This window comes from Paenibacillus sp. Z3-2 (assembly GCF_054161325.1).
Window position 1 is genome coordinate 682,582 of the sequence record NZ_CP096397.1, and the last position, 17,112, is coordinate 699,693.

At 54.3% G+C, this 17,112-nt stretch carries 1 pseudogene (only partly in view); it reads left to right on the forward strand.

Features of this window, described 5'->3' with window-relative positions:
- Positions 1-17,016 (forward strand): annotated as a pseudogene (locus tag M1D71_RS03185) (non-ribosomal peptide synthase/polyketide synthase); its annotated part reaches 20,109 nt to the left of the window's first position; the annotation flags it as partial.
- Between the last annotated feature and the right edge of the window lie 96 nt (positions 17,017-17,112).

Consider the following 17,112-nt stretch of genomic DNA (forward strand, 5'->3'; position numbering starts at 1 on the left):
CAGCTGGCGTGGACGCTACACGAGCAAGGTGTGGGACCAGAGTGTATCGTGGCGATTATGGCGGAACGCTCGCTGGAGCTAATGGTCGGGCTCTATGGCATCCTGAAAGCTGGGGGGGCGTACCTGCCGATTGACCCATCGCTACCTGCTGAACGCATCGGGTATATGCTCAGAGACAGCGGTGCGGTAGTACTGCTGTTAGATCCTGGCCTCGATTCATGCGGTTTCGAAGGGGCCGCCGTTGAATTGATACCTCAGCGACAAGGGCAATCCGAAACCAACCCGCCGTTAGAGCAGGATTCTGGAAGTTTGGCATACGTGATCTATACGTCGGGGACAACAGGCAACCCGAAGGGGGTCTTGATTGAGCATCGTTCCGTTATCAACCGGCTACAGTGGATGCAGCATCGCTACCCTATGGGAGAGCAGGATGTTCTGTTGCAAAAGACACCGATTACGTTTGACGTGTCGGTGTGGGAACTGTTCTGGTGGGGCATGACAGGGGCTCGGGTCTGCATGCTTGCACCGCAGGGAGAGAAAGATCCCGCGGTACTGGCCGAAACGATTGAGCGGCATGGGGTCACGGTGATGCATTTTGTGCCATCAATGCTGAGCGTCTTCCTGGAGCAAGCGGGCCAGGTGTTCAGCCGAAAAGAGCTGGGCAGCTTGCACCGGGTCTTTGCCAGTGGCGAAGCATTGAAGCCGCAGCAAGTGATCGGTTTTTATAAGCTATTGGAAGGAAGTGGAGCAACGCTTCACAACCTGTACGGGCCGACGGAAGCGACAATCGAAGTCACGTATTACGACAGTGCTTCCACCTTTGCGGAAGATGCAGTGCCGATCGGCAAGCCGATCGCGAATACACAGCTGCATATTGTGAATGACCATTTGCAGCTACAGCCGAAGGGTGTTGCGGGTGAACTGTGCATCGCAGGGGACGGTCTGGCCCGCGGATACGTGAACCAGCCGGAACTGACGGCAGAGAAATTCGTCGACAACCCGTTTGAGCCGGGGACGAAAATGTATCGGACGGGGGATTTAGCGAGATGGCTGCCGGATGGGAACGTAGAATACTTGGGCCGGATGGATCATCAAGTGAAGATCCGCGGCTACCGGATCGAGTGCGGAGAAATCGAGGCGAAGTTACTGACCCATGCACATCTTCGCGAAGCGGTCGTGCTGGCCCGCGAGGATGAACAAGGCGAGGCATACTTATGCGCGTATCTTGTGAGCGATGAAGGGATTCCGGTACCGGAGCTACGGGAACACTTGGCAGCTCAGTTGCCGGATTATATGATCCCGTCCTATTTTGTGGAGCTGGAGACGATTCCACTTACCAGCAACGGTAAGGTGAACCGCAAGGCGTTACCGGCGCCAGAAGGGGAAGTGTACACGGAAAGCTATGAAGCACCGCGGGATGCACTGGAGATGCACTTGGCGGATTTATTTGCGGAAGTGCTGGGCGTAAGCGAGATAGGTATTGGCGACTCGTTCTTCGCGCGCGGAGGACACTCGCTGAAAGCAGTGACCTTGGTGTCGCGCGTGCATCAGCAGCTGGCGGTGGGGCTGCCACTGCGAGAGCTGTTCGCGCGGCCGACAGTAAAGGCGCTGGCCGACTATATACGCTGGGCAGAACAAAGGGACTACGGCCGAATTGAGCTAGCAGTGCTGCAGTCCACGTATCCACTGTCATCGGCGCAGCGGCGATTGGCCGTGCTGCACGAGATGGAGCCGGAGAGCACGCGGTACAACATGCCAGGCGTGATGGAACTCACCGGGAAGATTGACGAAGATCGGCTGGCACAAGCGATTCGGTCGGTCATCCATCGGCACGAATCCCTGCGCACGTCGTTTATCTGGGTAGAGGGCGAACCAAGACAACAGGTGCATGAAGACGTGCCGTTTGAGTGGATCTACCGGGAAGTAGACGAAGCAGAAGCACGTGAGTTCAGTGAGCGGTTCGTGCGACCATTCGCGATGGAACAGGCGCCGTTACTCCGAGCTGCATTGCTGCGACTGGCGGAAGACCGCTACTGGCTGGTGTGGGACATGCATCATATTGTGTCGGACGGGGTGTCGATGACCCTGTTGGTGTCGGATTTCATGACGGCATATGCGGGAGAGGAACTGACACCGCTGCGGATCCAGTACAAAGACTACGCCGTGTGGCAACAAAGCACGCTCGAGGTGGAGCGGATGCAAGCGCATGAAGCATACTGGCTATCGGTCTACGCCGAGGAAGTGCCGGTGCTGGAACTGCCGACCGACCGGATACGTCCGGCGGTGCCAAGCAGTGAAGGTGGGCAGGTTCATACGCAGATTAGTGCGGAGGTAGCCGAGGGACTGAAGCGAATTGCGACAGAGACCGGAGCAACGCTGTATATGGTACTGCTGGCGGCATATAACGTGTGGCTGCACAAGTATACCGGGCAGACCGATATCGTGGTGGGCACGCCGGTGTCCGGACGGACCCATGGGGATACGGAGCCAATGATCGGCATGTTTGTCAACACGCTGGCTCTGCGTAACGCGCCATCGGGGGACAAACAGTTCATGGACTTCGTATGGGAAGTGAAAGAGCGGACACTGGCGGCGTTTGAGCATCAGGACTATCCGTTTGAGGAACTGGTGGAGCAGCTGAACGTGCGACGCGATCTGAGCCGCAACCCGTTGTTTGACACGATGCTGGTGCTGCAGAACATGGAACAGCCGCGCTTTGAGTTAGCGAATGTTGAGGTTCGTCCAGTGGAACTGAACCACCCGACCACGAAGTTTGATTTCACACTGAATGTGGTGGAGCGTGAGCAAGGACTTCAGCTGATGCTGGAATACAGCCGTGCGCTGTTTGACGAAGAAACGGTGGAACGGTACCTGAGACACTTTGTGCAGCTCGTGTGCCAAATGATCGAGCAGCCGGAAGCGAGCATTGGCTCGTATGAGCTGGTTACCCCAGAGGAGAAACAACAGCTGCTGCACGGATTCAACGACACGGTGACGGATTATCCGCGGGAAGCAACGATTCATGGGTTGTTCGAAGCACAGGTGGAGAAAACGCCAGATGCGGTAGCGGTGGTGTACGGGGATCAGCAGCTGACCTATGCGGAGCTGAACGCGCGGGCGAATCAGCTGGCGTGGACGCTGCGCGAGCAAGGTGTAGGACCAGAGTGTATCGTGGCGATTATGGCGGAACGGTCGCTGGAGCTGATGGTCGGGCTCTATGGCATCCTGAAATCCGGCGGGGCGTACCTGCCGATTGACCCATCGCTGCCTGCTGAACGCATCGGGTATATGCTTAGGGACAGCGGTGCGGTAGTGCTGCTGTTAGATCCTGGTCTGGATTCATGTGGATTTGAGGGTACAGTGCTGGACTTGGCAGAAGCCGAGAAAACACCAGCTCAAGAGAATCTTGTGCTTCAGGCAAGGCCGAGTGATTTGGCGTATTTGATCTACACATCCGGCACGACCGGGAACCCGAAAGGGGTTATGATTGAACACCGCTCTGTGGTTAACTTCATGACAGGGATGACAGGAGTGATCCCATTCGCTCCGGCCAAATCCATGTTATTGGCAACTACGCTATCGTTCGACATCTCGGTGGTGGAGACGCTGCTTGCGTTTACGCAGGGCATGCGAGTCGTGATAGCGAGCGAAGAACAGCAGAAGGACCCGCAGCAGCTGGCAGGGTTGATTGAGCGCCAGGGTATCGACATGGTGCAGATGACGCCATCGCGCCTGAAGATGCTGTTATCGGCGGGCTGCGAAGCATGGCTGGAAGGCGTAACGGAAGTACTGGTCGGCGGAGAGGCATGGCCCGACGACTTGCTAGCAGATTTGCAAAGTAAATCCAAGGCGGCACTGTTCAATATGTATGGTCCGACGGAGACGACGATTTGGTCCGCAGTGCGGGAAGTGACCGCTGAGCAGACCGTAACTATTGGGGGACCGATCGCCAATACACAGCTGTACATTGTGGATGATCAGGGGCAGCTGCAGCCGATGGGTGTCGCAGGTGAGCTGTGCATCTCGGGGGAGGGTCTGGCCCGCGGATACGTGAACCAGCCGGAGCTGACGGCGGAGAAATTCATCGACAACCCATTTGAGCCGGGGACGAAAATGTACCGGACGGGCGATTTAGCAAGATGGCTGCCGGATGGGAACATAGCGTACTTGGGCCGGATGGACCATCAAGTGAAGATCCGGGGCTACCGGATCGAGTGCGGGGAGATCGAGGCTCAGCTTTTGACCCATGCGCATATCCGCGAAGCGGTCGTCGTTGATAGGAAGGACGAGCAGGGCCAGGCGTACTTGTGCGCGTACCTTGTGAGCGATGAAACTGCTCCGGTGCTTGAGCTACGGGAACACTTGGCAGCCCAGTTGCCAGACTATATGATCCCGTCTTACTTTGTGGAGCTGGAGACCATTCCACTTAGCAGCAACGGTAAGGTGGACCGCAAAGTGCTGCCAGCGCCGCAAGGATTGGTACAAGCGGGAAGGGAATACCTCGCCCCGCGTAACAAGACAGAGGTGGAACTGGTCACCATATGGCAAGATGTGCTTCAAATCGAACAAGTCGGGATACAAGACAACTTCTTTGAACTGGGCGGGGACTCAATCAAAGCCGTCCAGATTGCCGCGCGGCTCCGAGACCATCAGTTGCACCTGGCAATTCGGGATCTGTTCCAGCATCCGACAATTCTGGAATTGAGTATGCATGTGCAGACACTAGCCCGCCAGATTGATCAGGGGATGGTGGAAGGAGAAGTGGGGTTAACGCCGATCCAGCAAGAGTTGTTGGAGCGGTCGCCGCAGCTGCCACACTATTATAATCAGGCGGTCATGCTGCACCGCCGGGACGGATTCGACGAAGGCATCCTGCGGCGTGTGTTTGAACGGATTATTGCACATCACGATGCGTTACGAATGAGGTACCGGGAAGAAGCACTGGGTCTCGTGCAGTGGAACCATGGGCTGGCAGAGGCAAGTGTTAGTCTGGATGTGACCGACTTGCGTGGCGAAACCGCCGTGGATACGCGAATCGTCGCGGAAACTGATCGCCTGCAACGGGCATTGCATCTGGAGCAGGGGCCATTGATGCGCCTGGGGCTGATGAAGACCGATGAGGGCGATCATCTGCTGATCGTGATTCACCATCTGATGGTGGACGGAGTGTCGTGGCGGATCCTGTTTGAAGATGTGCAAACCGGGTATGAGCAGGCGCAGCGAGGCGAGGCGATTAGCTTTCCTGAGAAGACGGACGCGTTTCAAACGTGGTCTGCGGCACTGGCGCACTATGCGAACAGTGAGGTCCAGCTGGGTGAAATTGCTTATTGGAGACAAATCGAGCAAACACCGGTTGCGGACCTGCCGGCGGATGAAAGGCTTGATGATGGTCAAACCGTCGAAGCAGTGTCGATCCAGCTTTCACGGGAGGAAACGTCACAGCTCTTGAACCAGGTAGGTCGGGCGTACTTTACGGAAATCAACGACATCCTGCTAACGGGGCTGGGCCTAGCGCTTCGGGAATGGACCGGCGAGAATCGGTTTATCGTAGACGTAGAAGGGCATGGCCGGGAAGAGATTGGAGAAGCGTTGGATGTCAGCCGTACGGTTGGCTGGTTTACGACCATGGTACCGACACTGCTAGATTTAGAAGCATGCGAGGAGATATCTGACTGTATCAAGACGGTGAAAGAAGAACTGCGCAGGGTGCCGAACAAAGGACTCGGGTATGGCGTGCTGAAATACCTGACGGCAGCGGAGCACAAGCAGGAGCTGGAGTTTACCCTTCACCCGGAGATCTGCTTCAACTACTTGGGCCAGTTCGACTGGGATGTGACCACGGGGGTATTTGAACCGTCGGCATACGGAACAGGCAGCAGCATTGACCCGAACCGCCCGAGCGAGTACAAGCTGAGCTTGAACGGGATGGTGATTGGTGGGGAGCTGGTATTTACGTGTGAATATGCAGCGGAGATGTACCGGCGAGAAACGGTAGAATGCTGGATGACGCATTATGCAGAACAGCTTCGCCGCCTAATCGCCCACTGCACCCAGCAGGTACACAGTGAAAAGACTGCAAGTGATTTTAGTTCTAGTGGATTAGAAATTGATGAAGTTGAGAGTATTTACTCATTGCTTGAACAAATAGACTAGGTAAAACGAGTGCACGTTTGGGGGAGGATGCAAAGACATCCCCCAAACGTTTTTATTAATGAGGATATGAGGATAAGGCATTAAGTATCTAAACTAAATGTTCGGGAGGGAAATATGAGTATAGGAAGAGATTCAATAAAAGATATGTATTATCTAACGCCTATGCAAGAAGGTATGTTATTTCATTCGATGTTTCAAAAATCAAACGAGTATTTTGAACAATATACCTTGGAGCTTGAAGGTGATTTGAATGAGACATTAGTTAATCAGACATTTGCGAAGCTGATTGAACGATACGATATACTTCGAACCATCTTTGTCTGGGAAAAGGTGAAGAAATCTGTTCAAGTTGTATTGAAAAATAAAAATACGGACTTAAATTTCGAAGATATTTCTCAGTTAAGTGAAAGTGAAAAGTCTATTTATGTAAACAATTATAAATTGAAAGATCGTGATGAGGGTTTTAACTTATTGAGAGGGCCTTTGATTCGATTAGCAGTTCTAAAAAAAGAATCCAATTCATACATAATGATTTGGAGCTTCCACCATATCCTAATGGATGGTTGGTGTGTAAGTATTCTTATGCAAGAATTCACGCATATTTATCACTCCTTAAAGACTAATCAGTCAAATCGACTTGATACGCCAATACAATTTAGCCGATACATGCAGTGGATTGAAAGACAGGACAAGGAAGCAGCGCGGCAATACTGGAGCCAGTACTTGGTAAACTATGAGCATCAGGCAATTGTGTCGCGAGCGTCGGGGAAAGCAGAACAAAGAGGAATCGAACTGGAGGGGCATGTCTTCCGTCTGGACCGGGAGCTCACCCAAGGGCTGGAGCAGGTGGCACGCCAGGCCCAAGTGACGCTAAACACGGTGATACAAACGATCTGGGGACTGCTACTGCAAAAGTACAACCAGAGCGAAGATGTGGTATTTGGAGCAGTTGTATCGGGAAGATCGGCCGAAGTAACTGGAATAGAGCGGATGATAGGCCTGTTTATCAACACGATACCAGTGCGGATTAGAAGCTCTTCCGAGCAGAGCGTAATGACGCTGCTGCAGCAGGTGCAGGATGCGGCGCTGGGGTCAGAACCTCATAGCCATTATCCGCTGTATGAGATTCAAGGGCTGAGCACAATGAAGCAAGGTCTAATTGACCACATTTTGGTATTCGAGAACTATCCGGTTGCCGAAGCGATCGGGCAAGCAGGAGATACAGACGAAGCTGGATTTAGGATTCGTGACATCGACATATATGAACAGACTAATTATGACCTCACAGTCGTGATATCCCCGGGGGAAGCGTTGTCGATTGAATTCCGGTACAACGCCGAGGTATACGAGGAGGCGTTCATTCGGCGAATGGAGGGGCATATCCGAGAGATCACACAGCACATGCTGGTGGATGCGGAGCGGCCGGTGGGTTCCATATCACTTATCACCTCAGAAGAGAAACAGCAGCTAAAAGCATTTAATGACACGACGGAAGATTATCCACGGGAAAAAACAATTCACGAGCTGTTCGAAATACAGGTAGAGAGAACGCCGGATGCGGTGGCAGTCGTGTACGGGGATCAGCAGCTGACCTATGCGGAGCTGAACGCACGGGCGAATCAGCTGGCGTGGACGCTGCGCGAGCAAGGTGTAGGACCAGAGTGTATCGTGGCGATTATGGCAGAACGCTCGCTGGAGCTGATGGTCGGGCTCTATGGCATCCTGAAATCCGGCGGGGCGTACCTGCCGATTGACCCATCGCTGCCTGCTGAACGCATCGGGTATATGCTTAGGGACAGCGGTGCGGTAGTGCTGCTGTTAGATCCTGGTCTGGATTCATGTGGATTTGCGGGTACAGTGCTGGACTTGGCAGAAGCCGAGAAAACACCAGCTCAAGAGAATCTTGTGCTTCAGGCAAGGCCGAGTGATTTGGCGTATTTGATCTACACATCCGGCACGACCGGGAACCCGAAAGGGGTTATGATTGAACACCGCTCTGTGGTTAACTTCATGACAGGGATGACAGGAGTGATCCCATTCGCTCCGGCCAAATCCATGTTATTGGCAACTACGCTATCGTTCGACATCTCGGTGGTGGAGACGCTGCTTGCGTTTACGCAGGGCATGCGAGTCGTGATAGCGAGCGAAGAACAGCAGAAGGATCCGCAGCAGCTGGCGGGGTTGATTGAGCGCCAGGGTATCGACATGGTGCAGATGACGCCATCGCGCCTGAAGATGCTGTTATCGGCGGGCTGCGAAGCATGGCTGGAAGGCGTAACGGAAGTACTGGTCGGCGGAGAGGCATGGCCCGACGACTTGCTAGCAGATTTGCAAAGTAAATCCAAGGCGGCACTGTTCAATATGTATGGTCCGACGGAGACGACGATTTGGTCCGCAGTGCGGGAAGTGACCGCTGAGCAGACCGTAACTATTGGGGGACCGATCGCCAATACACAGCTGTACATTGTGGATGATCAGGGGCAGCTGCAGCCGATGGGTGTCGCAGGTGAGCTGTGCATCTCGGGGGAGGGTCTGGCCCGCGGATACGTGAACCAGCCGGAGCTGACGGCGGAGAAATTCATCGACAACCCATTTGAGCCGGGGACGAAAATGTACCGGACGGGTGATTTAGCAAGATGGCTGCCGGATGGGAACATAGCGTACTTGGGCCGGATGGACCATCAAGTGAAGATCCGGGGCTACCGGATCGAGTGCGGGGAGATCGAGGCGCAGCTTTTGACCCATGCGCATATTCGCGAAGCCGTTGTGCTGGCTTGCGAGGACGAACAAGGTCAGGCATACTTGTGCGCATATCTCGTGAGTGACGAGGCTGTTTCCATTGAAGAACTACGAGTGTATCTGGCAGTACAATTGCCGGAATACATGATCCCGTCCTATGTTGTGGAAGTGGAAAACATCCCTCTCAACACCAACGGCAAGGTGGACCGCAAAGCGCTGCCGGCACCAGATCGGGAAGCGTACACGGCAAGCTATGAAGCACCGCGGGATGCACTGGAGATGCACTTGGCGGAGTTATTTGCGGAAGTGCTGGGCGTAAGCGAGATAGGGATTAGCGACTCGTTCTTTACGCGCGGGGGACACTCGCTGAAAGCAGTGACCTTGGTGTCGCGCATTCATCAGCAGCTGGCGGTGGAGCTGCCATTGCGAGAGCTGTTTGCGCGGCCGACGGTGAAGGCATTGGCGGAATATGTGCGTAGCACGGAGCGAAGCAACTACGGCCGAATTGAGCTAGCAGTGCCGCAGTCCACGTACCCGTTGTCATCGGCGCAGAGGCGATTGGCCGTACTGCACGAGATGGAGCCGGAGAGCGCGCGGTACAACATGCCGGGCGTGATGGAACTCACAGGGAAGATCGACGTAGATCGGCTGGTACTAGCGATTCGGTCGGTCATCCATCGTCACGAATCCCTACGCACGTCGTTTATCTGGGTAGATGGCGAACCAAGACAACGGGTGCACGACGAGGTGCCGTTTGAATGGGTATACCGGGAAGTAGACGAAGCAGAAGCACGTGAGTTCAGTGAGCGGTTCGTGCGACCGTTCGCGCTGGAACAGGCGCCGTTACTCCGAGCTGCATTGCTGCGACTGGCGGAAGACCGCTACTGGCTGGTATGGGACATGCACCATATTGTGTCAGACGGGGTGTCGATGACCCTGTTGGTGTCGGATTTCATGACGGCATATGCCGGAGAGGAACTGACACCGCTGCGGATTCAGTACAAGGACTACGCCGTGTGGCAGCAGAGCACGCTTGAGGTGGAGCGGATGCAAGCGCATGAAGCGTATTGGCTATCGGTCTACGCCCAGGAAGTGCCGGTGCTGGAACTGCCGACCGACCGGATACGTCCGGCGGTGCTGAGTAGCGAAGGCGGACAAGTCCATACGGAAGTGAATGCCAAGACCGTAGAAGCGTTGAAACGAATAGCGGATGAAACGGGAGCAACGCTGTACATGGTGCTGCTGGCGGCGTATAACGTGTGGCTGCACAAGTATACCGGGCAGACGGACATGGTGGTCGGGACCCCGGTGGCCGGACGGACGCATGAGGATATGGCGCCGATGATTGGGATGTTCGTGAACACGCTGGCGCTGCGTAACGCTCCGTCGGGGGAGAAACGGTTCATGGACTTCGTAGGTGAAGTGAAGGAACGGACACTGGCGGCATTTGACCATCAGGACTATCCGTTTGAGGAACTGGTGGAGAAGCTGGATGTGCGCCGTGATCTGAGCCGCAACCCGTTGTTTGATACGATGCTGGTGCTGCAGAACATGGAGCAGGAGCGATTTGAGCTGGTGGGCGTAGAGGTTCGTCCGGTTGAGATCAGCCACCTGACAACGAAATTTGACTTAACGTTGAACGTTATGGAGCTCGATCAAGGACTGCAGCTAGTACTCGAATACAGCAGCGCGTTGTTTAACGAGGCGACAGCCAAGCGGTACCTGATGTACTTTGTGCAGCTGGTGTCCCAAATCACAGCGCAGCCGGAAGCAAGGATTGGAACGTATGAGCTGGTAACGCCAGAGGAGAAACAGCAATTGTTGCACGGATTTAACGACACAGCGGCGGAATATCCGCGGGAAGCAACGATTCATGGGTTGTTCGAAGCGCAGGTAGAGCGGACACCAGATGCGGTAGCTATTGTATTCGGTAACCAGCAGCTGACCTATGCGGAGTTGAACGCGCGGGCGAATCAGCTGGCGTGGACGCTGCGCGAGCAAGGTGTGGGTCCAGACCAGATTGTGGCCATCCTGATGGACCGCTCGGTAGAGATGATTGTCGGGCTACTCGGTATCTTGAAAGCCGACGGTGCATATGTGCCAATCGATCCAGATTATCCAGCCGAGCGAATTACCTATACGCTAAGGGACAGCGGAGCGAAGTGGCTAGTGACAACTTATGCCGTCAAGCTCCGGACAGAGGAGATATCGTTTAAGGGAAACTGGGTCTTTGTCGAAGAAACGACTTGGTCGCCAGCAGAGAATCCACCGCATATAGTGAATCCAGTTCACTTGGCCTACGTGATCTATACCTCCGGGACGAGCGGAAAGCCGAAAGGATCAATGACTACACACCGTAACGTGGTACGGCTCCTGTTCAATGACCAGATGGTGTTTGATTTTAGAGACCAAGACGTGTGGACGTTATATCACTCGTATTGCTTCGATTTCTCGGTATGGGAAATGTACGGAGCGCTGCTGTATGGAGGGAAGCTGGTAATTGTACCGCTGATGACGGCGAGAGATCCCGAGCAGATGGTGCAGCTACTACGGCAAGAGCGAGTAACGGTGTTGAACCAGACACCGAGTGCGTTTTATGCGTTATCGCAACGGGAGATGGACGAGGCGGACGCGGGACTGTGCGTGCGTACTGTAATCTTTGGCGGAGAAGCGCTGGCGCCGGGGCAATTGCGGGCATGGCGCAGGAAGTATCCAAATACGGATTTAGTCAATATGTATGGAATCACGGAAACGACCGTGCATGTGACTTACAGGAAGCTGGGTGATGCGGAAATCGCAAGTGGCATCAACAACATTGGCAAGCCGCTTCCGACGCTGAGTGCTTATGTTCTTGGTGAAGGGCAGCAGCTGCAGCCGATAGGCATCGCGGGTGAACTATGTATCGCGGGCGATGGACTAGCCCGGGGGTACCTCAATCGGCCGGAGCTGACAGCAGAGAAATTCATCGACAACCCGTTTGATCCGGGGACAAGGATGTACCGTACGGGTGATCTGGCGAGATGGCTACCGGATGGGAACTTAGAGTACTTAGGCCGGATAGACCAGCAAGTGAAGATACGGGGCTACCGAATCGAGTGCGGAGAGATTGAGGCGCAGCTTCTGACCCATGTACATATCCGCGAAGCGGTCGTCTTCGATAGGAAGGATGAGCAAGGCCAGGCGTACTTGTGCGCGTACTTTGTGAGCGATGAAGTAATTCCGGTCCCTGAACTGCGGGCGTACCTGGCGGTACAGTTGCCAGACTACATGATCCCATCTTATTTTGTTAAATTGGGCACCATTCCAATCACCACCAACGGCAAGTTGGACCGCAAGGCATTGCCGGCGCCAGAAGCGGCGCATACAGGTAGTGTTTATGAAGCGCCAAGCACGCCGGGGCAGCAACAATTGGCAGGAGTTTGGCAGGATGTGTTGGAGGTAAAGCAAATTGGCATCCATGATAACTTCTTTGTGCTTGGCGGTGATTCAATTAAGGCGATCCGCCTAATAAGCCGGATAAATCGGGAGATGGAAGCAGACTTGTTGTTAAAAGAATTGTATCTGCGTCAGACCATCGCAGAGTTGGCTGAGCTGTTGGGGCAAGAGCGTAAGTCGAACCGGCAGCTTGAGCAGGGGCATGAAATGCTGGCACAGATGAAATGGCGCATTATGGATGACCCGGAACAAGCAAAGCACCTGCCGGGTAGTTGGGAGGATGTGTACCCGCTTAGCAAAATTCAGCAGAGCATGGTGTTCTACTCAAGATTGCGGCCGGAGGAGCCCATTTACCATGATCAATTTATATTTCAGCTCAAGATCGAGTCACCAGCTAGGTTTGCAGAGGCGCTGCAGCGGTTATCGGATAAGCATCCGATCCTGCGCACCACCTTCGATCTTACGCATTTCGAAGAAGAGGTCCAGATTGTACACGACCGGATTGCGCCTGTATTATCAATCGAAGATGTTAGCTCCCATCACCAGGAGGAGCAAGAGAGCATCATCCGCAGGTATATTGAACAAGACCAGCGCAACTTGTTCAGGTTTGACGGGGAGGTGCTATGGCGAGTGCACTTGTTCCGGCTCAATGCCCAGCATGATTATGGCATGGTGTCTACATTCCACCATGCCATTCTGGACGGCTGGAGTGTGGCATCCTTCCGACAAGAGGCTGGAGACATTTATCAGCAACTGCTGCAGGGAAAGTGGAGCGAGGGCAAGCCGCTGCAAAGTACTTACAAAGACTATGTGGCCATAAACCGGTTCCGAGAAAGCGATGAAGAAAGTCGGCAATATTGGATCAATAAAATGGCGGGGTATACCCGAAACAAACTACCGTTTAACTATGAGAGCAAGAAGAAAGAACGCGGAGTGGCTAGCAAAATATACCGCAGGCAGCTAAAAAGTACGCTGCTTGGACCTTTGAAGCGACAGGCGAAGCTTTACGGGTGTACGGTTAAGGAGCTGTGTTTAAGCGCTCATGTATATTTGCTGGGCATCTTGACGACGGATGAAGAGATTGTAACAGGTGTGGTAAGTCACGACCGGCCGGCTATCGAGGATGCGGACAAAGTGTTGGGCTGTTTTGTTAATACGGTGCCGATCCGCATGGAAGTCACGCGTCAGGTGGTCAAGAGGGAGCTCGTGAATCGTACGAAACAGGAGCTTAAGCAAATGAAGGCGCATGAATTGGTTTTGGTTGATATCGCGGATGCGATTGGCGAAGTGTCAAGCCTGTCAGTCAACCCTATCTTTGATACGATGTTTAACTATACGGATTTTCATGTGCTGAAGGAGATGAGACCGGGACACGAGTTGGTATCAGAGACGGCTTTGAACTTGGAAGCAAACGAAATGACAAATACGTTGCTGGATCTAGAAGTATCGCAAACCCTTCAGAACTTGAACATGCAGATCAAATACGCATCAATCTATTTTGATGATCGAGAGATCGAAATGGCATTTAATTGGTACGAACGCATTCTGGAAGCGCTTTGTAATGAAGAGATGGAATACTTGTCGATGGAGCACTTGGTGACAGCTGGGGAACGGCAAGCGATGTTATATGAACGGAACCTGACGGATATACCATATGAAACAGAGAAGATGTTACACCAATTGTTTGAGGCCCAGGTGTCAAAGACGCCGGATGCGGTGGCGGTTGTGTACGGGGAACAGCAGCTAACCTACGGGGAGCTGAACGCGCGGGCGAATCAGCTGGCGTGGACACTGCGCGAGCAAGGTGTAGGTCCAGAGTGTATCGTGGCGATTATGGCGGAACGCTCACTGGAGCTGATGGTCGGGCTCTATGGCATCTTGAAAGCTGGCGGGGCGTACCTGCCCATTGACCCATCGCTGCCTGCTGAGCGCATTGGGTATATGCTTAGGGACAGCGGCGCGGTAGTGTTACTGCTAGAGCCGGGCCTAGATCCATGCGGATTCGAAGGAGCCGTCGTTGAATTGGCACCAGAGGGACAAACACAATCCGAAAGCAACCCGCCGTTGGAGCAGGATTCTGGAAGTTTGGCGTACGTGATCTATACCTCGGGGACAACAGGGAAGCCAAAAGGGGTCATGATTGAGCATCGTTCGGTCATTAACCGGCTGCAATGGATGCAGAACCGCTACCCTATCGGAGAACAAGACGTCATTTTGCAGAAGACACCGATTACGTTTGACGTGTCGGTGTGGGAACTGTTCTGGTGGGGCATGACAGGGGCTCGGGTCTGCATGCTTGCACCGCAGGGAGAGAAAGATCCCGCGGTACTGGCCGAAACCATTGAACAGCATGGGGTCACGGTGATGCATTTTGTGCCATCAATGCTGAGCGTCTTCTTGGAGCAAGCGGGACAGGTGTTCCACCAAGAAAAGCTGGGCAGCTTGCGCCAGGTCTTTGCCAGCGGCGAAGCGCTAAAGCCGCAGCATGTGACAGGCTTTTACAAGTTGATGGAAGGAAGCGGAGCAACGCTTCATAACCTGTACGGGCCGACAGAAGCTACAGTCGATGTCACATATTACGACAGTACTTCAACCTTTGCGGAAGTGGCTGTGCCAATCGGCAAGCCTATCGCGAATACACAGTTGTACATTGTGGATGGTAAGGGGCAACTGCAGCCGATGGGTGTGGCAGGTGAGCTGTGCATCGCAGGTGACGGTCTGGCCCGCGGATACTTTAACCAGCCGGAGCTGACGGCGGAGAAATTCGTCGACAACCCGTTTGAGCCGGGGACGAAAATGTATCGGACGGGGGATTTGGCGAGATGGCTGCCGGATGGGAACATAGCGTACTTAGGCCGGATGGACCATCAAGTGAAGATCCGGGGCTACCGGATCGAGTGTGGGGAGATCGAGGCGCAGTTACTGACCCATGCACATCTTCGCGAAGCGGTCGTGCTGGCCCATGAGGACGAACAAGGTCATGCATACTTGTGCGCATATCTCGTGAGTGACGAGGCTGTTTCCGTTGAAGAACTACGGGTGCGTTTAGCAGTACAACTGCCGGAATACATGATCCCGTCCTATTTTGTGGAGCTGGAGACGATTCCACTTACCAGCAACGGTAAGGTGGACCGCAAGGCGCTGCCAGCGCCAGATCGGGAAGCGTACAGTGCAGCCTATGAAGCACCGCGGGATGCACTCGAAATGCACTTGGCGGATTTATTTGCGGAAGTGCTGGGCGTAAGCGAGATAGGGATTGGCGACTCGTTCTTCGCGCGCGGAGGACACTCGCTGAAAGCAGTGACCTTGGTATCGCGCGTGCATCAGCAGCTGGCGGTGGAGCTGCCATTGCGGGAGCTGTTCGCACGGCCGACGGTAAAGGCTTTAGCGGACTATATACGCTGGGCAGAACAAAGGGACTACGGCCGGATCGAGCCCGCGGTAGCGCAGGCATCGTACCCGCTGTCGTCAGCGCAACGGCGGTTATACGTACTGCACGAGATGGAGTCGGCGAGCACGCGGTATAACATGCCGGGTGTCGTAGAACTCGCCGGCAAGGTCGATGCAGATCGAATGGAACAAGCGATTCGTTCGGTCATCACTCGTCACGAGTCGTTGCGCACATCGTTTATCTGGATCGACGGTGAACCCAGACAACAGGTGCACGAAGATGTGACATGGGAATGGGATTTCCAGGATGTAGAAGAAGCTCAGGCGCGGGAATACACACGGCGTTTCGTACGTCCGTTCGTGCTGGGTCAGGCACCGCTGCTGCGGGCTGAGTTGCTGCGATTGTCAGAAGACCGGTACTGGCTGGTGTGGGATATGCACCATATCGTGTCGGACGGCGTGTCGATGAATATTTTAGTATCGGACTTCCTCACGGCGTATGGTGGCGAGGAGCTGGCACCGCTGCAGATCCAGTACAAAGACTACGCCGTGTGGCAACAAAGCACGCTCGAGGTGGAGCGGATGCAGGCACATGAAGCGTACTGGCTGTCGGCGTATGCGGAGGAAGTGCCGATACTGGAGCTGCCGACCGACCGGATACGTCCGGCGGTACCAAGTAGCGAAGGCGGGCAGGTCCATACACAGATCAGTGCGGAGGGAGCCGAAGGGCTGAAGCGAATTGCGACAGAGACCGGAGCAACGCTGTATATGGTGCTGCTGGCGGCATATAACGTGTGGCTGCACAAGTATACCGGGCAGACCGATATCGTGGTGGGCACACCGGTGTCGGGTCGAACCCATGGGGATACGGAGCCGATGATCGGGATGTTTGTCAATACGCTGGCATTGCGTAATGCTCCAGCAGGAGACAAGCCGTTCATCGACTTCGTACGGGAAGTGAAAGAGCGGACACTGGCGGCATTCGAGCATCAGGACTATCCGTTCGAGGAACTGGTGGAGCAGCTGAACGTACGCCGTGATCTGAGCCGCAATCCGCTGTTTGACACGATGTTGGTGCTTCAGAACATGGAACAGACGCGCTTTGAGTTAGCGAATGTTGAGGTTCGTCCAGTGGAACTGAACCACCCGACTACGAAGTTTGATTTCACACTGAATGTGGTGGAGCGTGAGCAAGGACTGCAGCTGACGCTGGAATACAGCCGCGCGCTGTTTAACGAGGAGACGATGGAACGGTACCTGAGACACTTCGTACAGCTGGTGTCCCAAATGAAAGAGCAGCCAGAAGCGAGCATTGGTTCGTATGAGCTGGTCACGTCAGCAGAGAAACAGCAGTTGCTGCATGCGTTTAATGACACGGCAGCAGCGTATCCACGG